Consider the following 20656-nt stretch of genomic DNA (forward strand, 5'->3'; position numbering starts at 1 on the left):
AACTTTCCAATACATGAACTGTCGAGTTTTGCGCGACGTTAAATTCCATCAAGAGCTTGATTCTTCTAATTTTTCAAGCGCCCTTAACCATTCGTTCACAATTATGGCCTCGCTCTAATAAAGGCATAGCTACTTTAGTGATATCGCATATTCCTTTATATCTAAGGGGTTATAGCCAATTATGGGATGGATTCCCGTGTCGGAGCACGCGAGAGCCATAGGGCACCGCAAAGCTCAGTGCACCACTCATGTTTGGCACCACGAAGGTCGGAAATAAAAACGATATTTTTTGGCGCCGCTTCTTAACTATGTTGAAAGTATTGCCCGGGGGTGAGGCGTCCCGGCGCTTGTGCGGCGCTTGGTTAACGTTTAGTTTCCGCTAATATGCGCTGGAGGGGTATAAGGGATTATGCTGGGGCGGTTCATCAAGGGTGGCGAGACGCGGATCGAGCCAAGAGTGGAGTCGATAGCGGTTGTCCCTGTTGCCAATGGGGCCACGCCTGTCGCCGATCTCGAACCGCATGGCGACGAGTTCCTGGCGCTGAAAGTCGATCTGCATCGACATCTTATTGATCGCTTCAACCTCGCGTCGCTCGAAACTGCGTCAAAGGACGAGATCCTGAACGAAATCCGCCCCATCGTGCGCGAATTCGTGCGCGGGCGCAACGTTCCGCTGAACGCGCGCGAACTCGATCAGCTGACCAGCGACACCGCCGACGAAATGCTTGGCCTGGGGCCGATCGAGCCGCTGCTCAAGGATGATTCTATCGCTGACATTCTGATCAACACCCACAAGCGCGTGTTCATCGAGCGATATGGCGTGATCGAGGAAACCGCTATCCGCTTCCGTGACGAAGCGCATCTGTTGCGCGTGATCAACAAGATCGTCTCGGCGATCGGCCGGCGCGTCGACGAATCGGCGCCGATGGTCGATGCCCGCCTTGAGGACGGCTCGCGCGTCAACATTGCTGTCCGGCCGATCTCGGTGGACGGCCCGCTGGTCTCGATCCGCAAATTCTCCAAGAACCCCTATTCGCTGGAACGCCTGATGGCGTTCAATTCGATTCGACAGCCGATGGTCGACCTGCTGCGCATCGCTGTCCAGGCACGCAAGTCGATCCTGGTTTCCGGCGGCACCGGCAGCGGCAAGACGACCCTGCTCAACGCATTGTCGAGCTACATCCCCTCGAAAGAGCGTCTGATCACCATCGAGGATGCGGCGGAACTGCAACTGCAGCAGCCGCATGTCGGACGGCTGGAGACGCGCCCGCCCAATGTCGAGGGCAGGGGCGAGGTTCGTCAGCGCGAGCTTCTGAAGAATGCACTGCGCATGCGGCCGGACCGCATCATCGTCGGTGAGGTTCGTGGCGAGGAGGCCTTCGACATGCTGCAGGCGATGAACACCGGCCATGAGGGCTCGATGACCACCATCCATGCCAACACGCCGCGCGATGCGATCTCGCGGCTCGAACAGATGGTCGGCATGGCCGGCATGCCGATGACCAACGATTCCATTCGCGCGCAGATCGCCTCGGCCATCGACATCATCGTGCAGACCCAGCGTCTCTCGGATGGCGGGCGGCGTGTAACGTCCATATCGGAACTGACCGGCATGGAAGGAAACGTTGTCCAGTTACAGGAAATCTATCACTTCGTTCGCCGTGACGTCCGCGCCGATGGCGCCATTGTCGGTGAATTTCGTGCCACCGGCGTTCGGCCGCGCTTCGCCCAGGAAGCAGCCACACTCGGTCTTCACTTCGCCAAGGATGCTTTCAACCCACAGGTTCCGCTCTGATGCCGACCGGCCAGACACTGCTTTACTTCATCTACGTGCTTGCAGCCGCGTCGGTCATCCTCGCGGCCGAGGCTGTGTATGTCTCTTATAGTAAAAGGCGCTCTACGGTAAGTACGGTCAACCGACGGCTGGAGCGATTGGCCCATGAGGCCCCTGCGGAACAAACGCTGCAAGGGCTGCTTCGCGAGCGGGGCCTAACCAGTTCGGGCGATTTTCTTTTTAGTGCAGTCGGATTGAACCGGCTTTACACACAGTCTGGCATTACTGGGAATCCGTTGTCGTTTGTGACGATTTTCATCCTTGCTGGCCTGATACTGGCGATAGCGCTAACCTTCCTACTTCACCTCTCGGTTTTACCGTCGCTCATAATTTTCGCCCTGATTGGATTTGCCTTACCGTTTCTGGTTGTCCGTCGCGCGCGCAACAAGCGGATTAAGAAGTTCGCCGCACAGCTGCCCGACGCACTCGACATGATCGTGCGTTCATTGCGGGCTGGGCATCCAACTACCACGGCGATTGCACTGGTGGCTCGAGAAATGCCGGACCCGATTGGTACCGAATTCGGCATTGTTTCCGACGAAATCACCTTCGGTCTCAGTCTTGAAAACGCCGTGCGGAAACTCTCGCAACGTGTCGGTTTCGAGGGCCTTCAACTGTTGTCGGTATCGCTCTCGATCCAGGCCAAGACTGGCGGCAATCTGACTGAGATCCTGTCAAATCTCTCCTCGGTATTGCGCGAAAGACAGAAACTCAAGTTGAAGATTAGGGCGCTCTCGGCCGAGGGGCGAGCCTCGGCGTGGATCATTTCGCTGTTCCCGGTTGCGATGATAGTGATCCTCATGATTCTCGCCCCAAGTTTCTATGGTGACGTATGGGGCAGTCCACTGATCGCGCCAGTTTTTACAATCTTTGGCTTATGGGCGCTGCTGGGTGACTTCATCATGTATCGCATGGTCAATTTCGATTTTTAATGGGAGGGAGCCATGAACCTGCCTTCCTTTACCCATGATCTTAGCCTTGTGGTTTCCATGGCGGTTTTCTTGGCCGCTGTGGCGCTTTTCCTGTTAGGCGCGCTTTTCTTGACGCCGGTGCTGCAGACACGGAAACTGGTCGCGCAAAGCCTAATGGCAGACGGCATCGCTAATCGCCGCTCGCTTGTGGGCCAAGAGGCTCTGGCCAGGATCTATGCGCAGCAACCGGTCGACGCCTATTTCCGATCGATAGAAAAGGAGCGCGACGAGCCAAACGCGCTCGAGGCAAAGCTCTTTCGCGCTGGCTTCTATCAGCCGAGCGCCCCGCTCATCTACACCCTTTCGCGGCTCGGTGCGGTCTGCCTCGGCTTCGGCGTCACCTATGCGTTGCTTTCTCAGGTTTTGCCACCCCGATTGCCCAGTCTTGTTGCTTTTGGGGGAGCAGCCTTGCTCGGGCTGGCATGCATCGTTGTTCCCAGTGTCGCGCTTGATCGATTCGAGAACAAGCAGAAGCAGATCTATCGTCGCGGCTTTCCCGATTTTATGGACATGATCATCACTTGCGCCGACGCCGGCATGAGTCTCGAGGCGGCGGTCGAGCGCGTCAGCAACGAACTTGCCGGCACTCACAAATGGCTCGGTATCCAACTCTCGATCATGACCCTGCAACTGAGAGCGGGCAAGCCGTTGCGCGAGGCGCTGCGCGGGCTCGCTGACCGTATCGGGCTTGAAGAGGCGCGGGCGCTCGCGGTCCTGTTCCGGCAATCTGAGGAACTCGGCACAAGCCTGACGGACGCACTTCGCGTCTACAGCGACGAAATGCGCTCCCAGAGAATCATGCGTGCCGAGGAACAGGCCAATGCCTTGCCAGTCAAAATGATGATCCCTTTGGGCCTCTGCATTTTTCCCGTCGTGATGATGGTGGTAATGCTGCCGGTGGTAATCCGCATGAAAGGCATTTTCTTCTAATCGCGTATATGCTTTGGTTCTAAAACGGAGTCGGGGGACTCTTGGGAGACAAAATGACAAGGCCAATGCGCCTCGCAGCCATAGCCGTAGCCAGTCTGTTGATGGCGCTCGCCGGTTGCCAAACGAACGGTGCGGACACCACCGATGGTGTCGTGCGCACCAATGAGCCGTCGAAAGGCGACGTGACGGCCTTTGGCGATGCCTTCGATGGGTTGAAAACGGTCAGCAACGTCGAATATTACGCCTCGGACCAGGCCGTGGCCGAAGCCACGAACCAGTTCCGAGCGGAAAACTACGGCAATGCCGGCGCGCTGTTCTTCAAGGCGACGCAACTGGCGCCCAATGATGGCGGCGCCTGGATGGGGCTGGCCGCTTCATGCGACCGCATTCGCCGCTTCGACCTTGCCGATCGAGCCTATGGCAAGGCCTTCAAGCTGGTTGGCGCGTCACCTGAATACTACAACAATATCGGCTATTCCTATCTGCTGCGCGGCAAGCTGCAGGACGCACGCACGAGTTTCCTCAAGGCCTATGAACTGGCGCCCAAAGATCCGACCGTGGCGAACAATCTGAAGCTGCTGTCGTCGAGCGTGCAGAACATCGAGCGTTAATATGTTGCTTGTCGAAGTGCTGCTGCTGAAAGCACTCGCCATACCCTTGCTCGCAAGGATTGCATGGCTGGACTTTACCACGCAGAAGATAGCCAATCGCGATGTGCTGCTGCTGCTCTGCCTGGGAGGGGGGTCACTTCTGCTGCTATCGCTTCAGTCGGAGTCGTGGTGGGACATGGGGCTGAGCGCCATCGCCGCGTTTCTGCTGTTTGTGGCACTCTTTCCATTTTGGGTGCTGCGAAAGGTCGGCGCGGGCGATGTCAAGCTGATGGCAGTCGTGCCTTTTCTGATCGGTGGCAGCGACCTCATCGTGTTTTCCGCGCTGCTCTTGGTTTTCGCCCTCGCCACGGCGATGGTCGTAAAAAATCCCTTTATGCTCCCCTCAGGTGCCTTCCGCGTTTACGTTCAGCATCTGGATCGCAAGGGAGTGGTGCCGTTCGGTGTGCCGATTTCGGCTGCTTTGGGCTGCGCCTTGGCGTTTCAGATCTACCAATGGTTGACGATCCCTATCGGTCTATCGAACTGACGCGGGGCAGATCACGGGAACCGGGTTTCACGCAGGGGGCGGATTAACCCTTTGGAAACCATTAGCTTGCGCTAAAGTCAGCGAAATGATTGGATTGCTCGTTGTCGGCGGGGCGCCAAATGGATCTCCTAAATCTCAAAGCGCTTTTGATTGCGGTCCTGATCTTCGTTCCGATCGAACAGCTGTTTGCGCTTCGACCGGATCAAAAGATATTCAGGAAAGCGTTTTTCAACGACCTGATTTACGCTCTCTTCAACAGCATTCCGACAACCGTTGGCCTGCTTGCGGCTGTTACGCTGGCAACGAGCACAGTGGGACAACTGATACCGGCGTATGTTGGCAGCGCTATGTCATCACAGCCGGTTTGGCTGCAGGTGGCAGAGATCATAGTCATCGCGGACTTTGGATTCTACGTGGCGCACCGTGCCTTTCACGCCATTCCGTTCTTGTGGCGCTTTCATGCAATCCATCACAGTATCGAAGAACTAGATTGGCTGGCCGCGCACAGGATTCACCCTGTGGATTTGGCTCTCACGAAAAGCGCGTCGTTCGTGCCTCTCTATTTGCTGGGTTTCAGCAGCCCGGCAATTGCTTTGTTCGGGTTCATTTTTCACGCTCACGGCCTGTTGCTGCATGCCAACGTCAAGCTAAATGTCGGTCCGCTTCGGTGGCTGATCGCCTCACCCCAATTTCATCATTGGCATCACGCGCATGAGCGCGCGGCATACGACAAGAACTTCGCCGGCCAGCTAGCATTTATCGACGTGCTTTTTGGAACGATGTACCTGCCTGGTAATACGGTGCCAGAGCGCTACGGCATTGATGTCCCGATACCTCCAACTTACGTGGAGCAACTTGCCTATCCGTTGATCCCGAAGGGTAAAACAAATGACGCTCCCGCCGCCAGAGATGCGTGATTTCATCGGGCGTGCCGTGATGACAATTTACTTCACGATCTGCACGACCTTGAAGGCCGGAACTTTGATTGTCGCTTTACGTGACCCAGATTGGAATGCTGCGCGAATGGTCGGTGTCGTAGCAGACGTTGCTGCTCTCGGGTTTCTTGTGCTCATCGTGGCAACGACAGTGGCACGTCTTCCGCCAGTGAAGACCGCGCAAGGGATCGAACCTCGAATCTCTGCGCTTATTGGGTGCTTTGCCACCGCAACTTTGATAGCTATTCCCCGCGTTGAGCCATTTCCGCAGGTTCGGCTTGTTGCCGACCTCATCACCATCGTTGGTTTTGCGCTTTGTATCTGGTGCCTGTGGTGGCTCGGCAGGTCGTTCAGCATCACGGCACAGGCGAGACGACTCGTCACGGCTGGCCCGTATCAAATCGTGCGGCATCCGCTCTACGCCTGCGAAACCATCGTCCTTCTAGGGATTGCCTTGCGTAATCCGATATGGGCAACAGTCGCAGTTTGTGTGATTGCCCTCGCTTTCCAATATCGGCGGCTGGTTAACGAGGAGAAGGTCCTACTAATGGCATTCCCCGAATACAATGCTTACCAGCGATCGACCCCAATGCTGATCCCGTGGTGGCGATGGCCCCACTCTAAAAGAGCCGGGCTGCCTCATGATCCTGCTTCGCACGCCTAGCGACGCTTCATCCGTCGAGATCGACAGGGGAACGCGAAATTATCTTGCAGTCATCGCCCTAGTCATCGCCTTTTTCGGGCTGATTGACGTCCTGTGGCTACCATTCTCAACCGTCAACTTCTCGCCAAGGAACTGGTTGGATCTAGGGCGAGTCGCCATCGGCCTGTCCGCCGCTTGGGCTGTTGCGAAATTCGCTATCAAGCGGCTCGGGTCTGATGCCAGCACAGCAGCCTCAATCATCAGACATTTTTCCAAGTCGTTGCTTATGCTGGTGTCAGCGGCTTTGGCATTCATACCGCTGACCGTTGCAACATCCGTATTCATGTATCTGGCAACGGCTTCGGCCAGGCCGCTCGTGGACGAAAAACTTGCAACTCTCGACGCCATGCTGGGCTTCAACTGGGTAAGTTTCCTTGCAGCAAGCAATCAAAGCGCTGTTTGGAGTTCCGCGCTATTTTGGACCTACCACGCTCTGGGTCCGCAGGTGCCGATTGTCCTGCTCGTTCATTTGATGCGGCAGCGACAAGACCGCGTATTCGAATTCATCGCTCTTATGGCGGTGTCATCGCTTTTTACCGGGCCTCTGATGGCCATCTTCCCGGCAGCCGGCGCCTATGCATTCTACAAACCAGCGCCCGAGCTCTTCAGCAACCTCACTGCCCAGGCAGGCATGTGGCACTATTCTACGCTGTTGTCGCTACGCTCGGGCGCCCCATACGAACTAATCGTGTCAAATGCGGAGGGGCTCGTAACATTTCCGTCGTTCCACACCGCGTTGGGGATTCTGGTCGTCTACGCCTTGCGTGACATTCGTCCGCTTTTTGTGGCGGCTCTCATAGTCAACGCCATCATGATCGTGTCCACACTGCCGGAAGGCGGACATCATTTGGTCGATGTGATCGTCGGTGCGGCTATTGGGTTGCTGTCGGTAGCGATTGTCAGAAGGTTGAGCATGGGAGCATTGGCCGCAAGATTAGAAGGGGCACGTCGAGATCATCTTGAGCTACCTGGATCTAGTGCCGTGCACGACGACTAGCTTTCGCACCTCGGGCCGCCTTTATTCGAGCCGTCGAGGCCGGATGGATGCGCCGCCCAAGGTCCCAGCTGGCCGCCTGCTCAATTGGCACGTGTCCCAACCACTTGCCTGTCGGTAGCGAACACCTTGCCGAGCAACCCGGTCGATGGCTAAATAAATGACCACGGGGAGAAGGCATCATGGCACTTCACCTTTCAGCAGATACCCCGGCCTCGGTCGCGACCGCTCCGCAAAAATATCTCTTTGGGCCGTTCATCGACTTCTTCATGCTTGGCGGAAGCGCGCTTGTCATCCTGCCGATCCTGTATTTTCTGCCGCTGCGGTACGAAGCCACCGTGACGCTGACGATGTTCTTGCTCTCGCACCTCATAAACCAGCCGCATTTCGGTCATTCGTACCAGATCTTCTACCGCAATTTCGCGCGCAAGGTGCGGGGCGAGGGCTACGGCCGGAGCCTGCAGATCCGCTATGTTCTCGCGGGCATTTTCGTCCCGCTGGCCATGATTGCCTTCTTTGCCTATGGCTCGCTGACGGACAACGCCCGGCTGCTCGGCAATGCGACCAACGCGATGGGTTTTTTCGTCGGCTGGCACTATGTCAAGCAGGGCTACGGCATGCTGATGGTGGATGCCGTGCTGAAGCGCAAATTCTTCAGCGGTCAGGACAAGAAGGTGTTGCTGTTCAACGGCTACGCGGTGTGGCTGTTCGCCTGGCTCCAGACGAACGTGGTGATCACCCAAAGGCAGTTCTGGGGCCTGGACTATTACACCTTCGCGGTGCCGCCATGGCTCATCACCGTCGCCATGTCGATCGCCGCCGCCTCGTCGGCGGCAACCGTCGTGATGTTCATCAACCGCTGGCGCAGGCATGGTGGCGCGCTGCCCTATAACGGCGTCGTCGCCTACCTCGTGTCTCTCTATGCCTGGATCCTGTTCGTGACGCTGAACCCGCTCTGGCTGCTCGTGGTGCCGGCGATGCATTCCTTGCAGTACCTGGCCGTGGTCTGGCGCTACCAGACCAATGTCGAGCGCGACCGCGCGGATGCCGGCGAGAAGCCGCAGTTGAAGGTCTTCTCCATTCTCGGACCGCAGTACAGGCTGCGGGTGCTTGCCTTCATCATGGCCGGCGCGGTTCTTGGAGCGCTCGGTTTCTGGCTGGTGCCGATGGCGTTGACTGACCTGGTTCCCTACAACAAGGCCGTGTTCGGCTCGTCGCTGTTCCTCTTCATCGCCTGGATCTTCATCAACGTGCACCACTACTTCCTGGACAATGTGATGTGGCGGCGCGGCAATCCGGAAGTCTCGAAATATCTGTTCCGCTGAAGCGATCGACTGAATTCACTCCAGGCAACCCGCCGCTGTCGGCAACGTCCATCCCGCCACGAACACGATTCGTTAACCAAGATGCTGTTCATCGACGGGACGCAGGACGGATGCCCGCCTGCCTGGTGAAACCTGCGTGTCCAGGGTTCGAAAAGAAGGCTCTGGCTCCGGCGACGACGTCAAATCGCCTGAAACAAGAACAATGTGCAAGGCATGACCGTGACTGAAAGCGAACAGAACGCGCCCGCCGCCTCCCATCGTTGGACATGGTTGCCGGCCATTGTAGTCGCGTTGCTTTGCCTGTGCGTTACCAGTGCGTTCGCCGAGACGCGTGCCTTGAAAATCCAACATCTCCACACGGGCGAGAAGGCGGAGATCGTCTTCAAACGCAACGGGCGCTACGATCAGGCGGGATTGAAGAAGATCAATTTCATGCTGCGCGACTGGCGCCGCAACGAGCCGACCAGGATGGATCCGCGCCTGCTCGACCTCGTCTGGCAGGCCTACCGCGCCAGCGGGTCGAGCGCCTATATCCATGTCGTCAGCGGCTATCGCTCGCCGGCGACCAACGCCATGCTGCGCAGCCGCTCGAAGGGTGTGGCCCGGGAAAGCCAGCACATGGTCGGCCGCGCCATGGATTTCTTCCTGCCGGATGTGCCGCTGAAGAAGCTGCGCGACATCGGCCTCAGGATGCAGGGCGGCGGCGTCGGTTATTACCCGACCTCCGGCTCGCCTTTCATTCACATGGACGTCGGCAATGTACGGCACTGGCCGGGCATCAGCCGCCAGGAACTTGCCAGGGTCTTCCCGGACGGCAACACGCTGCATGTGCCGAGCGACGGCAGGCCGCTGCCCGGCTATGACCAGGCGCTTGCCGCCTACAAATCGCGCAAGGCCGCCAGCACGCCCAACATCGAGCTGGCAAGCGCCGAAGCCGGCCAGCGCAAATCGCGAGGCCTGCTGGCGACGCTTCTGGGCGGGCGCGGCGCCGACGAGTCCGAGGATGTCGCGGATGCAGCGCCCGCGCCACGCAAACCGGCCAAGTCCGTTGAACCCAAGACCGCCGGGGAGGGCATCGCCATCGTGCCGCCGGCGGCACCCCAGCGGGCGGACATCCAGACGGCTTCCTCCAGTGCGGCGGAAGAGCCGCTCGCTGAACAAAACAGCAAGACGCCCGAAGCGATCGTCATTGCGATGGCCCCCAGTGCGGTGCCGTTGCCCGCCTTCGCTCCGCGCGCCGTCGCCACGGCCAGCATTCCGACGCCGCAAACCGCACCGATAGCCGGCGCGTCCACGGCGCGGGCCGAACTCTCGGCGGCCAAGCCGGTGGTGGCCAATGCCGAAATGCCCTTGGGCAAACCGGATGCCGCTGCCGCGAGCGTCGCACCGGACATGGCGGCGCTCAACATCCCGTTGCCGACATGGCGGCCGCAAAGCCAGACGAACCTGGCGCGTCCGTCGGAAGCAGCCAGATCCGACGATGCCGTCGCTGCCTTGCTGGCCCATCCCGATACCGTTCTTGATGGATCGGCCGCTCAGCGGATTGCAGTCCCGGCACCAAAACCCGAGGATCGCGTCAGGACAAGCCCGAAGGCCGACCGTGTCCAGCCACGCGTCGATCCCGAGGCCGCCGCCATGATTGTGCCCGTGGCGGATCGGTCGCTTCAGGCGGGTCGCGGCATTGTTGGTGGAACCGGCGCGGCAGCGGCGCCCGTTGTTGCGGCCAATTTCATCCGCACGGCGCCGGAGCAGGTCTATCTCGACGGATTCCAGCCGCGGGGACAGGCGTCCGATCACCGCCGCTTCACCGGCTCGGCGGTGAAATTCCTGCCCATCGCCAGCTTCAAATAGGGGGCGAACGCTTCCGAGCCAATGCCATCTCGTCGCCATGGCATTGGCGAGACGCGGTGTGCCAATATCGGCATTTGCACTGGTGGCTCGCCTGTGATCCAAGGCGACGGTAAATCCCAGGCTTTGCAGTTGGAGCGCTGAATGACCGGATGGACACGCCGTGGGCTCTTGAAAACGGCCGCCGTCGCGGGCGCAACCGGAGTGGGGCTTTCGGCCATCGGCAGGCTTGGCAGCTGGGCCGCCGCCAGCCCGGAGCCGGTGGTGCTGCAGACGGCCAAAATCCAGGCCAGGCTGATGGATGCCGGTCCAACCAACAATGTGCTGACCTATGGCGATGCCGGAATGCCGCCGGTGCTGAGGATGAAGAAGGGCAAACCCTTCGCTGCGCGCCTGGTCAACGCCATCGATGATCCCACGACCATCCACTGGCACGGCATTCGCCTGCCCAACAAGATGGATGGTGTGCCCTTTCTTGTGCAGCCTTACGTCTACACCGGCGACCATTTCGACTACGCTTTCACGCCGCCCGATGCCGGCACCTTCTGGTACCATCCGCATTGCAACACGCTGGAGCAGATGGGCCACGGCCTGACCGGCGTGATCGTGGTGGAAAACCCGAACGATCCGAAATTCGACGCCGAATTCGTCCTCAATCTGCGCGACTGGCGTCTTGGCGACGACGGCCAGTTCATCGACCAGTTCCGGCCACGCGATGCCGCCAAGACCGGCACTTACGGCACGGTGCGCTCCGCCAACTGGCTCGACCAGCCGCAATATGACGCGCCGGCCGGAGGCCTGGTGCGGCTGCGCGTCGCCATCACCGATGTCACCCGCATCTATGCCTTTCGCGTCGACGGCGCCGAGGCGATCGTGATGGCGCTCGACGGCAATCCGGTGCCTGAGCGTTTTTCACCCGATGCCTTGCTGCTTGGGCCGGGGCAGCGCATGGAACTCGTCATTCGCATGCCCGATCAAGAAGGCGCGGTGGTAAGTCTGCGGGATGTCAGGGGCACCAAGCCCAAGATACTGGCGACCCTGCGCGCGACGGGCAACTCGCTCAAGCGGGATGTTCGCGATGTTGCGCCCCTCGAAGTCAATCCGGTGGCGGAAGTGGACCTCAGCGCCGCCCAGCACATTTCGCTGGCTCTCAGCGCCACGGCGGAAAACGTCCCGAGCGACGGCATCTGCGGTTCGCTAGGCTACAGTTTCTGGGCCATCAACAAGGTGCCGTGGCCTGGCGATACATCCGATCCGACCGCGCCGCTGGCCGAATTGAAGCTCGGCAAGAGCTATGTCGTCGACATGGAGAACCTGACGTCGCAATCGCATCCGATGCATCTGCACGGCATGAGCTTCAAGGTGCTGTCGTCCTCGACGCGGCCGGTGCAGCCGCTGATTTCGGACACCTATCTCATCCAGCCCAACGAGAAGGTTCAGCTCGGCTTCGTTGCCGACAATCCCGGCGACTGGTTGCTGCATTGCCACATCATCGAGCACCAGAAATCGGGTATGACGAGCTACGTCAGGGTGATCTGAAGCCAGGTTCGAACGGTTTTGTTGGCAAAAGCGGGTGGTTCCCTGCTATTGCCGCATCCAAAATCGAGAACCATGGACATCTCAGCATGACCAATGTCGCCTTGACCGGGCTTGCCCGTGATCTCGCCAGCCGTGCCGCCGAGGGCCGTCCGGTGCGCATCGGTGTCATCGGCTCGGGCGAGATGGGCACCGACCTCGTGACGCAAGGCATGCTGATGCCGGGCATTTCGGTCTGCGCCGTCTCCACACGGCGCCCGCACACCGCGCGTGATGCCATCCGCATCGCCTATGGCGACGAGGCGATGGCAGTCGAGGCAGACGCGGCATCGAAAGTCACCGCGGCCATCGAGGCGGGAAAGATCGCCGTTACTTCCAACGAGATGCTGGTCACCAATCCGCTGATCGACGTCGTCATCGACGCCACGGGAAAACCGGGCGTCGCCGCCGATTTCGACCTGATGGCGATGGAGCATGGCAAGCATCTGGTGATGATGAATGTCGAGGCCGACGTCACCATCGGCTGCTATCTCAAACAGCAGGCCGATAGGCTCGGCGTCGTCTATTCGGTCGGCGCCGGCGACGAGCCGTCAAGCTGCATGGAACTGATCGAGTTCGCCACCGCGCTCGGCCTGACCATCGTCTCGGCCGGCAAGGGCAAGAACAACCCCCTCAACCACGACGCCATGCCCGACGATTATCGTGAGGAAGCGACCCGCCGCAACATGAACCCGCGCATGCTGGTCGAGTTCGTCGACGGCTCGAAAACCATGGTCGAGATGTGCGCCATCGCCAACGCCACCGGACTGGTGCCCGACGTGCCCGGCATGCATGGTCCGAAGGCCGACCGCGATGATCTCGCCAAGGTGCTGATCCCACGCGAGGATGGTGGGCTGTTGTGGAAAAAGGGCGTCGTCGACTACACCATCGGCAAGGGTGTGGCGCCCGGTGTCTTCGTCATCGTCGAGGCCACGCATCCGCGCATCATCGAGCGCATGGACGATCTGCATATCGGCCATGGTCCCTATTACAGCCTGTTCCGGCCCTATCATCTGACGTCACTGGAAGTGCCGCTCACCGCTGCCCGCATCGTGCTCTTCGGCAAGCCCGACATGGTGCCGCTGCCAAGGCCGGTCGCCGAGGTCTGCGCGGTCGCCAAGCGGGACCTGGCAGCCGGCGAGACCTTCGATGCGATCGGCGAGACCTGCTATCGGTCCTGGACCATGACCGTCGGCGAAGCCCGCGCCCAACGCGCCGTGCCGGTCGGCCTGCTCGAGGGCGGCAAGGTGCTGAAACCGGTCAGGAAGGGCGAATTGCTCACCGCCGACAATGCCGCGCCCGATCAGGCGACGAGGCTGTTCGCCTTGCGCCGGCTGCAGGATGAGACGCTGTATGGAAAATAGGTCGTTGTGGCGTTGTCATGACAATTGCACTATGTTGTAGTGGCAAATGTTGCTGAGGATCGACCAATGAACCTCCAGATCAGGGACCCGCGTGCACGTGAACTGGCACAGCGGCTCGCCGCCAAACGCAAGATTTCGATGACCGAAGCGGTTATCGAAGCGCTTGAGTCGGAATTGAAACGGGAAAGCGGACGCGTTCCCCTGGCGAAGCGGCTGGCTGCAATCGCCGATGAGCTTAAAGCCAAAGCTGGCCACGGCGGCCGGCCAGTGAGCAAGGATGAGATCGACGACATGTGGGGACATCCCTGATGTTCGTCGACACCTCCGTGGTCGTCGCCGTTCTTTCGGGGGAAGAGGATGCCAGCGAGTGGAGCAACCGGATCGCGGCAGCACCTCGCAAGATTACTTCCGCTCTGGTGGTGCTCGAAGCGGCGATGCGGCTTTCTACTATGCTTGCTGTCGAGCCGGTTGTCGCGGAAACGGCGATAGAAGCGTTTCTACTCGAGGCTGAAATCGAAGTCGTGCCGATCGACGCCGACGACGCCAAGCTCGCGATCCAGGCCTTTTCGGACTACGGAAAGGGGCGTGGGCACCCCGCGCAACTCAATCTTGCCGATTGCCTGTCCTATGCTTGCGCGAAGAGCCACGGCTCTGTTTTGCTCTACAAAGGCAACGACTTCTCACATACGGATCTCGCTTAGAGCAATTCCAGGAAAAGTGTGGGCGGTTTTCCGTCTGGAATTGCGTCAAAACAAAGAGTTAGAGTGGTTCGCCGTTTCCATGAAACGGTGAAACGCTCCAGCGGGGACATCCGCTCTATTTCCCCAACTCGATCGACCGCAGCCGCGCCGCATCGACAGCCTGCGTGAGCAAATTGGTCAGCCGGTCCTCGCCCATCAGCACACCAAGCGCCGCTGCCGTCGTGCCGTTCGGGCTGGTCACCTGCTGGCGCAGCACGCCGGGTTCCTCTTGGCTTTCGGCGGCGAGCGAGGCGGCCCCATAGACGGTCTGCATGGCGAGCAGCCTGGCGGTCGCCTTGGGCAGCCCCGCCTTCTCGGCGGCAACGGTCAGCGCCTCGATGAAGTGGAAGATATAGGCCGGCCCCGATCCCGACACGGCGGTCACCGCATCCATCAGACCTTCGTCCTCGATGGTGGCCACTTCGCCGCTGGCCGACAGCAGGTCGGCGACAAAGCGCTTGGCATCATCGGAGACGAGCGGGTTGGAAAACACCACCATCATGCCTTTGCCGATGGAAGCCGGCGTGTTGGGCATGCAGCGCACAACAGGCGCGCGGTTGCCGAGGATGTCTTCGAAGGTTGAGACCGGTGTGCCGGCGGCGATGCTGACGAAGGTGGTGCGGCCATCGCCGAAACGCTTGTAGGCGGCGGTGACGTCACGGATCACCTGGGGTTTTACCGCGATGACGACGAGATCGGGCACCGCGTCGGCTGGAATCTCACTGGCATCCGCTGAAGTGGCGCAGCCAAGCGTTGCGGCGCGCTGGCGCAGCTCCGCATTGGGCTCGATCACGAAAACGGCCGAGGGTGCAAGCTTGCCGGATTTCAGCCAGCCCGAAAGCATGGCGTAGCCCATATTGCCGCAGCCGGCGAGAACAAGCCTGATGGTCATGGAAAGCCCTCCGAAGGAAAGCTTTGACATAGACGCTCACGCTTCAGGGGGGAAGCCCCGTCAGGCCGGACGGGAGCCCCGCACCGGGATCGGCCGCAGCGACACTTGCCTCAGGCCAAGCACGCCGAGCACCAAGAACAGCCAGACCGGGTCGCCGCGATGGAAGAAGAAGCTTTCGAGGAAAGCGTTGAGCGCGGTGAACAGCACCACCATCATGAAGAAGTCGCCGAGATAGATGTTTTCCTTGCGCAGCGGAATGCGCATGTAGTCGCGCAGCGGCGCGATCAGGAAAGTGTAGACCGCCACGCAAAGGGCGGGAATGCCCATCAGCACCGCGATGTCGAGATAGCCGTCATGGCCATGCACGATGGTCCGGATGTCCCAGGGCCGGTCGAAAGGCTGATCCTGGTTGAGCAGCAACGGCGTGCCCCAGAAGCTTTCATAGCCGTAGCCGGTCCAAGGCTTCTTCGCCAGCATCGAGCCGGCGAACTCCCACAGCGTCGTGCGGCCGGTATAGGTCATGTCGGGGAAATAGATGGCCGCCAGATGTTTCACCGGCGGCAGGAAGACGATGCCCAGCGTGCCGACCGCAGTGGCGATGATCGCCAGCGCGAACAGGATCGGCGTGCCGAGCCGCATGCCCATCAGGCTCGGCAGCACGACGATCAGGATCGAGAACGGCACCAGGCCGGCGGTGGTCTTGGAGCCAGTGTGCAGCATGAAGATCATCGCCGCGCAGAACATTCCCGCGCCCCACCAGCGCTGCCCACGCCGGTAGAGGTAAAGGCCAGCAAAACTGAAGCAGGCCATGATCGGGCCTGCGATGTTCTTGTGGGTGAACACGCCCCGCCACAGACCGGCATGTTCCGGCTCCTGTGAATCGGCCGTGTGCATCGCCTCATGCGGAAAGACGATCAGGCCGACATAGGAAAGGCCCATCACCACCACGGCGGTGAAGATGATGATTTTCGAGAAGGATTCGGCATCGCGCGACAGCGCCAGGATCGTCGCCATGGTCAGGATGCCGATCATGGTGAAGGACGCCGCGCGCATCGCCGAGGGCGGGTCGGTCGCCAGCACCACCGACAGGAAGAAGAAGCCCAGCATCAGCACCCAGGACGGGCTGAGCAGGGAGCGCACGATGCGCGGATCGGCAAAGGCCATCAGCGAGAAGATCGAAATGGCGCCGAGCGAACCGAAGCCGAGCTGGTTGACGATGTCGCCGCCGTCGCCGGTGAGTTCGGCGCCGGCCGGCTGGAACGGGCGGAAGGACACCATGATGACGGTGAACAGCAGTGCGGCGATCGCCGTCGCCACGCCGTCGCGCGTGAACGCGTCGCTGAGCGGGGCGCGCTCAGTTTTTCTCGGGTTGGCGATACTGCTCATTGGCATATCCGAATTCGGCCAGCACGCGGCCGAGCGCCACATGGACGGGGTAGAGGGCGATCGCCGGCGATCCTGTGCGCGCCAGCCGGATCACGCCGCGAAACGGCGCGGCGGCCAGCAGCGCCAGGCTCTTCGCCAGCACCTTGGCGCCGGCCAGCGGCGTGCCGGCGCGCTTCTTCTTCTCGACCAGTGTCGAGATCACGCCGTTGCGCAGGCTGCGGGCCCGGATCCAGTCGGGCTCGACGCGCCGCGCCGGGACGGTCTCGCGAACCTTTGCCTCGGCACACCAGCCGAGCACAAAGCCCTCCTGCGCCGCCCGGCTGAGAAAGTCGGAGTCACCGCCGCCCATGAAGTTGAATCTGAGATCGAGGAAGGGCGGCCCCATAGCGATCAGCACGTCGCGCCCGACCAGAAGATTGCCGGACGAATAGAGCGCCGGCACGCGCCCGGTTTCCCGGTAGGGCGGCGCGAACACCGGATGCTCGGCCCATCTCGCATGGGCTGCGTCTGCGAAGACAGGTACCTGCGGGCCGCCGACAATATCGGCGCCGAGCGTCTCGGCGGCCGTGCACATGCGTTCCAGCCATTGCGGATCGGCGATCTCGTCATCGTCGATGACCAGCAGATGCCTGAAGTTCGGAAAGTGCAGCATCGCCGTCTGCCAGCCGGCATTGTAGGCGCTGCAATTGCCGCGTTCATGCGCGATGATGACCATGCCCGGCATCTCGCCGCGCTCGAACAGCGGCAGCACCGCCTTGGCGCCTTCCCGCGCCCCGGCTTCGTTCTCCATGACGATGACGGCAAAGCGCCTGCCGGTCCGCTGTGCACGCAGCGACGTCAGCGTTTCCAGCACCTGTTCGGGGCGCTTGAAGGTCGGCAAGGTGACGACCGCTTCGACAGTCTCCACGTTAAGCCGGGGAGACCGTCCAGCGATCGATACCGAACCATCCGATGGCAAAGGGATCATCCGCGTCCAGCCACATGGTGAGTCGCGTTCTGGTAGCACCACGGTGATAAGGTTTCGTTAATCACCTTGCACGGAGAGGCCCGTCGGGCAGGGGCTTTCGGGCGTTGATTGTGCTCGCTTAATCAAGGGTTCACCGCGCTTTGCTACCGACTACACCACAGGATAGGTGAGATGCATCTGCTGTTCGCCACATCGATCGTGCCCGACGGCGCTCTCGCCTCTGGCTACGAGATCGCCAATGCTGCGATCATCGCTGCGTTGCGGCGGGCTGGCGCGCGCGTCACGGTCATCGGTTTCACCTGGCCCGGGAAGGTCGCGGCCGACCCGGAAAACACCGTGGTGCTGGGTGCGATCGACGTGCGCACCGAAAGCGCCTCAACGCTGCAAAAGCTCGCCTGGGTCGGCAAGGCGATGCTGTCGGGCCTCACCTTCGCGTCGGTCAAGCTGCGAGCGGTGTCCGAACACGAAGTGCAGGCCGCTCTCGAACAGGCCAGGCCGTTCGATGGCTATGTGCTGAATTCCGTACAGTTCGCCGGCGCCTTCGAAAAGCTCTTCGAAGACAAGCCTTCGATCTTCGTCGCCCACAATGTCGAGCACCTTTCGGCGCGGGAGAACGCGGCTGCCGCGGGCGGCCTCTTCCAGCGCTTTCTGTTCCGTCGCGAGGCCAGGCTGCTCAAGGTCGTGGAAGAGCGCCTCTGCCGCCGCGCGCGCTTCGTCTTCACGCTGGCCGAACAAGACCGCGCGGCACTCGGCGTCGCCTCCGTCGACCGCTCGGCGGTGCTGCCGCTGGTGACTTGCACCAAGGCGCCAGCCCTGTCTGGCCAGCGCCGGATCGATTGCGACGCCGCGTTGATCGGCACCTGGACCTGGCAGCCGAACCGCATCGGCCTCGACTGGTTCCTGGGCGAGGTGGTGCCGCACCTGCGGCCCGATTTTCGCATCCGCATCGCCGGCCACATGCCTTCCGGCGTCACCTCGACGCATTCGGGTGTCGAGTTTGTCGGCCGTGTCCCGGATGCCAGGGCGTTTGTGTGCGGCGCGGCCGTGGTTCCGCTGATCAGCATCGCCGGCAGCGGCGTGCAGCTGAAGACCATCGAGACCTTCGAGCTCGGCCTGCCTTCCGTCGCCACCAGCCATTCGCTGCGCGGCATCGACCATCGGCCCGACAATTGCGTCGTCGCCGACGATCCGGCCGGTTTCGCCAGGGCGCTCGAGGCCGCGGCGACCGACATCCGGGACGTCGATGGCGGCGCGTTCCATCGCCAGCAGGTCAAGGCGCTCGATGCCGCCATCCGGCATGGCCTCTCAAAACTCGGGGCGGTCACGCAGGAGGTGTTGGTATGAATATGCACACCGCCCGCGCCGCCTTCGGGCTCGACAGCTTGAAGACGATCCTCGGCATTTCGGTGCTCGCCATCCGCTGGGACGATGCGATCGTCCTGCTCACCCGGCTGATCGCCGAAAGACGCTTCACCAAGGTCAGTTTCCTCAACGCCCACAATGCCAACATCGCCTATACCGACCCGGTCTTTGCCGAGGCGCTCGACGACTTCCTCATCCTGCCGGACGGCATCGGCGTCGATCTCGCCGCGCAGCTTCTCTATGGCGCGCCGTTTCCGGACAATCTCAACGGCACCGATTTCGTGCCGGCCTTCCTGCAGGCCTCGACACGACCGCTGACCGTCGGGCTGCTCGGCGCGACGCGCGTCAACGCCGAGGCGGCGTCGGTCAAGCTGGCGGCCCTTGCCGTGCAGCACAATTTCGTGGTCATCCATGACGGCTATTTCTCCGCAGCCCAGGAGCCGGAGATCATCGGCCGGATCGCGGCGCTGCGGCCGGATATGCTGCTGGTCGCCATGGGCGTGCCGCGCCAGGAACTGTGGATTGCGCGCCACATCGACGAACGCCACTGCACCATGCCGGTCGCGGTCGGCGCGCTGCTCGATTTTCTGAGCGGCTCGGTGCCGCGCGCACCGCTCTGGATGCGCCGCCTGCGCCTCGAATGGCTGTTCCGGCTGGCGGTCGAGCCGGGCCGGCTCTGGCGCCGCTACGTCGTCGGCAACCCGGTGTTCCTGTGGCGGGTCGTCAAGCAGAGATGGTCGCATGGCGAAACGGCCCGAGAGCTCCGTTGAACAAGCGGTTCGTTCCAGACGCCCTGGCCGGCCCCGGCCTGTTGCCGAAGACGCCGACGGCGGCGGTGGTGACGGCGAGCTACGCGCCGGATTTCGAGCGCTGCCGCCTGTTGTGCGAGACGCTTGACCGACATGTTTCCGGCGCCGCGCACCACTACATCCTGGTCGAACACCGCGATATCAAGCTTTTCCGCCAGCTGGAGACCAGCCGGCGCACAGTTATCGACGAGCGTGACCTGCTGCCGCGCTGGCTGCGCGCTTTCGACGATCCGCTCAGCCTGTTTCGCCGGCGTGTCTGGCTCAGCCTGAAGACGCAGCCGCTGCGCGGCTGGCACGTGCAGCAGCTGCGCCGCATTGCCATCGCGGCGCATGCCAGGGAAGATGTTCTGGTCTTCTGCGATTCCGACGTCGCTTTCCTGAAGGCGTTCGACTGCGCCGCCTTCTGGCGCGACGGCAAGGCGCGGCTGTTCCGCCGCGACGGCGTGCTCGCCGATGACGGCCACGACGAACATCGCATCTGGTCGCGCAATGCGGGTTCCGCACTCGGCATCGACCCGTCCCGGACGTCGGTTCACGATTATATCTCGACGCTGATCGCCTGGCGCCGTGACACCGTGCTTGCCATGTGCGCCCAGATCGAGAAGGTGCATGGCCGCAACTGGGTCGAAGTCGTCGGCTCGGCGCGCAGATTCTCCGAATGCATGATCTATGGCCGCTATGTCGACGATCTGCTGGACGGCGCCGGCCACTTCCACGGTTCGGAGGAATTCTGCCGCGTCCACTGGACGGGCGAAGCGCTGTCGGATGACGATTTCCGCCGCTTCGTCGCCGGCATGGCGCCGGAGCAAGTGGCGATCGGCATGCAATCCTTCATCGGCACCGATATCGGCCGCATCCGCCGCCTGATCGGGCTGGCTGGCTGA

The 20656-nt window shown here is 61.3% G+C and carries 20 protein-coding genes; 17 read left to right on the forward strand and 3 right to left on the reverse strand.

The genetic code is table 11. The features are described 5' to 3' along the window. Positions 1-409 precede the first annotated feature (409 nt). The 14 genes from ACWGS8_RS30330 (at position 410) to ACWGS8_RS30395 (ending at position 14317) form a co-directional block, all read left to right on the forward strand. A complete protein-coding gene (locus ACWGS8_RS30330; protein WP_454584385.1) occupies positions 410-1795 on the forward strand; it encodes a CpaF family protein in 1386 nt (461 codons plus the stop codon). Beyond that, the gene (locus tag ACWGS8_RS30335; RefSeq protein WP_454584386.1) at positions 1795-2766 is read left to right on the forward strand and encodes a type II secretion system F family protein; all 972 of its coding nucleotides are present in this window, start codon (positions 1795-1797) and stop codon (positions 2764-2766) included. The genes ACWGS8_RS30330 and ACWGS8_RS30335 overlap by 1 nt, the downstream gene beginning before the upstream one ends. 12 nt (positions 2767-2778) lie before the next feature. Next, entirely contained in the window at positions 2779-3735 is a 957-nt protein-coding gene (locus tag ACWGS8_RS30340; RefSeq protein ID WP_454584387.1) for a type II secretion system F family protein, read from the forward strand. A gap of 53 nt (positions 3736-3788) precedes the next feature. Further along, positions 3789-4346: a tetratricopeptide repeat protein gene (locus ACWGS8_RS30345; RefSeq protein ID WP_454584388.1), complete on the forward strand. Its 558-nt coding sequence runs from the start codon at positions 3789-3791 to the stop codon at positions 4344-4346. A gap of 1 nt (position 4347) precedes the next feature. Further along, positions 4348-4872 (forward strand): prepilin peptidase, encoded by a 525-nt coding sequence (locus tag ACWGS8_RS30350; RefSeq protein WP_454584389.1) that lies wholly within the window; start codon positions 4348-4350, stop codon positions 4870-4872. A gap of 119 nt (positions 4873-4991) precedes the next feature. Then, on the forward strand, positions 4992-5789 hold the full coding sequence (locus tag ACWGS8_RS30355) for a sterol desaturase family protein (RefSeq protein WP_454584390.1): 798 nt from the start codon (positions 4992-4994) through the stop codon (positions 5787-5789). Next, complete coding sequence (locus ACWGS8_RS30360; RefSeq protein ID WP_454584391.1) at positions 5761-6471, forward strand: methyltransferase family protein; 711 nt, start codon at positions 5761-5763, stop codon at positions 6469-6471. The genes ACWGS8_RS30355 and ACWGS8_RS30360 overlap by 29 nt, the downstream gene beginning before the upstream one ends. After that, on the forward strand, positions 6449-7507 hold the full coding sequence (locus tag ACWGS8_RS30365) for a phosphatase PAP2 family protein (RefSeq protein ID WP_454584392.1): 1059 nt from the start codon (positions 6449-6451) through the stop codon (positions 7505-7507). Before ACWGS8_RS30360 ends, ACWGS8_RS30365 begins: the two co-directional genes overlap by 23 nt. 179 nt (positions 7508-7686) lie before the next feature. Next, positions 7687-8829: a hypothetical protein gene (locus ACWGS8_RS30370; protein WP_454584393.1), complete on the forward strand. Its 1143-nt coding sequence runs from the start codon at positions 7687-7689 to the stop codon at positions 8827-8829. 213 nt (positions 8830-9042) lie between these two features. Next, entirely contained in the window at positions 9043-10680 is a 1638-nt protein-coding gene (locus tag ACWGS8_RS30375; RefSeq protein ID WP_454584394.1) for a DUF882 domain-containing protein, read from the forward strand. A 141-nt stretch (positions 10681-10821) separates the two neighbouring features. Continuing rightward, positions 10822-12216, forward strand: coding sequence for a multicopper oxidase family protein (locus tag ACWGS8_RS30380; RefSeq protein ID WP_454584395.1), 1395 nt, complete (start codon positions 10822-10824; stop codon positions 12214-12216). 86 nt (positions 12217-12302) lie between these two features. Beyond that, complete coding sequence (locus ACWGS8_RS30385; RefSeq protein ID WP_454584396.1) at positions 12303-13616, forward strand: NAD(P)H-dependent oxidoreductase; 1314 nt, start codon at positions 12303-12305, stop codon at positions 13614-13616. Positions 13617-13682: 66 nt separating this feature from the next. Then, positions 13683-13925 carry a type II toxin-antitoxin system VapB family antitoxin gene (locus ACWGS8_RS30390; RefSeq protein WP_454584397.1) on the forward strand — a complete coding sequence of 81 codons (243 nt, stop codon included), beginning with the start codon at positions 13683-13685 and terminating at the stop codon, positions 13923-13925. Further along, positions 13925-14317, forward strand: a complete 393-nt coding sequence (locus ACWGS8_RS30395; protein ID WP_454584398.1) for a type II toxin-antitoxin system VapC family toxin — start codon at positions 13925-13927, stop codon at positions 14315-14317. Before ACWGS8_RS30390 ends, ACWGS8_RS30395 begins: the two co-directional genes overlap by 1 nt. Positions 14318-14432: 115 nt before the next feature. Here ACWGS8_RS30395 and proC read toward each other — a convergent pair whose 3' ends face one another. The 3 genes from proC to ACWGS8_RS30410 are packed head-to-tail and all read right to left on the reverse strand — an operon-like array spanning position 14433 to position 17601. Then, positions 14433-15248, reverse strand: a complete 816-nt coding sequence (gene proC / locus ACWGS8_RS30400; RefSeq protein ID WP_454584399.1) for a pyrroline-5-carboxylate reductase — start codon at positions 15246-15248, stop codon at positions 14433-14435. A 60-nt stretch (positions 15249-15308) separates the two neighbouring features. Beyond that, on the reverse strand, positions 15309-16634 hold the full coding sequence (locus ACWGS8_RS30405; RefSeq protein WP_454584400.1) for an O-antigen ligase family protein: 1326 nt from the start codon (positions 16632-16634) through the stop codon (positions 15309-15311). Next, positions 16603-17601, reverse strand: coding sequence for a glycosyltransferase family 2 protein (locus ACWGS8_RS30410; RefSeq protein WP_454584401.1), 999 nt, complete (start codon positions 17599-17601; stop codon positions 16603-16605). Before ACWGS8_RS30410 ends, ACWGS8_RS30405 begins: the two co-directional genes overlap by 32 nt. Before the next feature lie 171 nt (positions 17602-17772). On the opposite strand from ACWGS8_RS30410, the gene ACWGS8_RS30415 reads away from it, so the two are divergent. The 3 genes from ACWGS8_RS30415 to ACWGS8_RS30425 are packed head-to-tail and all read left to right on the forward strand — an operon-like array spanning position 17773 to position 20656. After that, complete coding sequence (locus ACWGS8_RS30415; RefSeq protein ID WP_454584402.1) at positions 17773-18945, forward strand: glycosyltransferase; 1173 nt, start codon at positions 17773-17775, stop codon at positions 18943-18945. Continuing rightward, positions 18942-19733: a WecB/TagA/CpsF family glycosyltransferase gene (locus tag ACWGS8_RS30420; RefSeq protein ID WP_454584403.1), complete on the forward strand. Its 792-nt coding sequence runs from the start codon at positions 18942-18944 to the stop codon at positions 19731-19733. Before ACWGS8_RS30415 ends, ACWGS8_RS30420 begins: the two co-directional genes overlap by 4 nt. Then, positions 19730-20656 (forward strand): DUF6492 family protein, encoded by a 927-nt coding sequence (locus ACWGS8_RS30425; protein WP_454584404.1) that lies wholly within the window; start codon positions 19730-19732, stop codon positions 20654-20656. Before ACWGS8_RS30420 ends, ACWGS8_RS30425 begins: the two co-directional genes overlap by 4 nt.

The sequence above is a fragment of the Mesorhizobium sp. 43Arga genome, from assembly GCF_053714255.1.

Coding starts and splice junctions, on each gene's coding strand:
- ACWGS8_RS30330 (WP_454584385.1), top strand. CDS start 410: ATGCTGGGGCGGTTCATCAAGGGTGGCGAGACGCGGATCGAGCCAAGA.
- ACWGS8_RS30335 (WP_454584386.1), top strand. CDS start 1,795: ATGCCGACCGGCCAGACACTGCTTTACTTCATCTACGTGCTTGCAGCC.
- ACWGS8_RS30340 (WP_454584387.1), top strand. CDS start 2,779: ATGAACCTGCCTTCCTTTACCCATGATCTTAGCCTTGTGGTTTCCATG.
- ACWGS8_RS30345 (WP_454584388.1), top strand. CDS start 3,789: ATGACAAGGCCAATGCGCCTCGCAGCCATAGCCGTAGCCAGTCTGTTG.
- ACWGS8_RS30350 (WP_454584389.1), top strand. CDS start 4,348: ATGTTGCTTGTCGAAGTGCTGCTGCTGAAAGCACTCGCCATACCCTTG.
- ACWGS8_RS30355 (WP_454584390.1), top strand. CDS start 4,992: ATGGATCTCCTAAATCTCAAAGCGCTTTTGATTGCGGTCCTGATCTTC.
- ACWGS8_RS30360 (WP_454584391.1), top strand. CDS start 5,761: ATGACGCTCCCGCCGCCAGAGATGCGTGATTTCATCGGGCGTGCCGTG.
- ACWGS8_RS30365 (WP_454584392.1), top strand. CDS start 6,449: ATGATCCTGCTTCGCACGCCTAGCGACGCTTCATCCGTCGAGATCGAC.
- ACWGS8_RS30370 (WP_454584393.1), top strand. CDS start 7,687: ATGGCACTTCACCTTTCAGCAGATACCCCGGCCTCGGTCGCGACCGCT.
- ACWGS8_RS30375 (WP_454584394.1), top strand. CDS start 9,043: ATGACCGTGACTGAAAGCGAACAGAACGCGCCCGCCGCCTCCCATCGT.
- ACWGS8_RS30380 (WP_454584395.1), top strand. CDS start 10,822: ATGACCGGATGGACACGCCGTGGGCTCTTGAAAACGGCCGCCGTCGCG.
- ACWGS8_RS30385 (WP_454584396.1), top strand. CDS start 12,303: ATGACCAATGTCGCCTTGACCGGGCTTGCCCGTGATCTCGCCAGCCGT.
- ACWGS8_RS30390 (WP_454584397.1), top strand. CDS start 13,683: ATGAACCTCCAGATCAGGGACCCGCGTGCACGTGAACTGGCACAGCGG.
- ACWGS8_RS30395 (WP_454584398.1), top strand. CDS start 13,925: ATGTTCGTCGACACCTCCGTGGTCGTCGCCGTTCTTTCGGGGGAAGAG.
- proC (WP_454584399.1), bottom strand. CDS start 15,248: ATGACCATCAGGCTTGTTCTCGCCGGCTGCGGCAATATGGGCTACGCC.
- ACWGS8_RS30405 (WP_454584400.1), bottom strand. CDS start 16,634: ATGAGCAGTATCGCCAACCCGAGAAAAACTGAGCGCGCCCCGCTCAGC.
- ACWGS8_RS30410 (WP_454584401.1), bottom strand. CDS start 17,601: ATGATCCCTTTGCCATCGGATGGTTCGGTATCGATCGCTGGACGGTCT.
- ACWGS8_RS30415 (WP_454584402.1), top strand. CDS start 17,773: ATGCATCTGCTGTTCGCCACATCGATCGTGCCCGACGGCGCTCTCGCC.
- ACWGS8_RS30420 (WP_454584403.1), top strand. CDS start 18,942: ATGAATATGCACACCGCCCGCGCCGCCTTCGGGCTCGACAGCTTGAAG.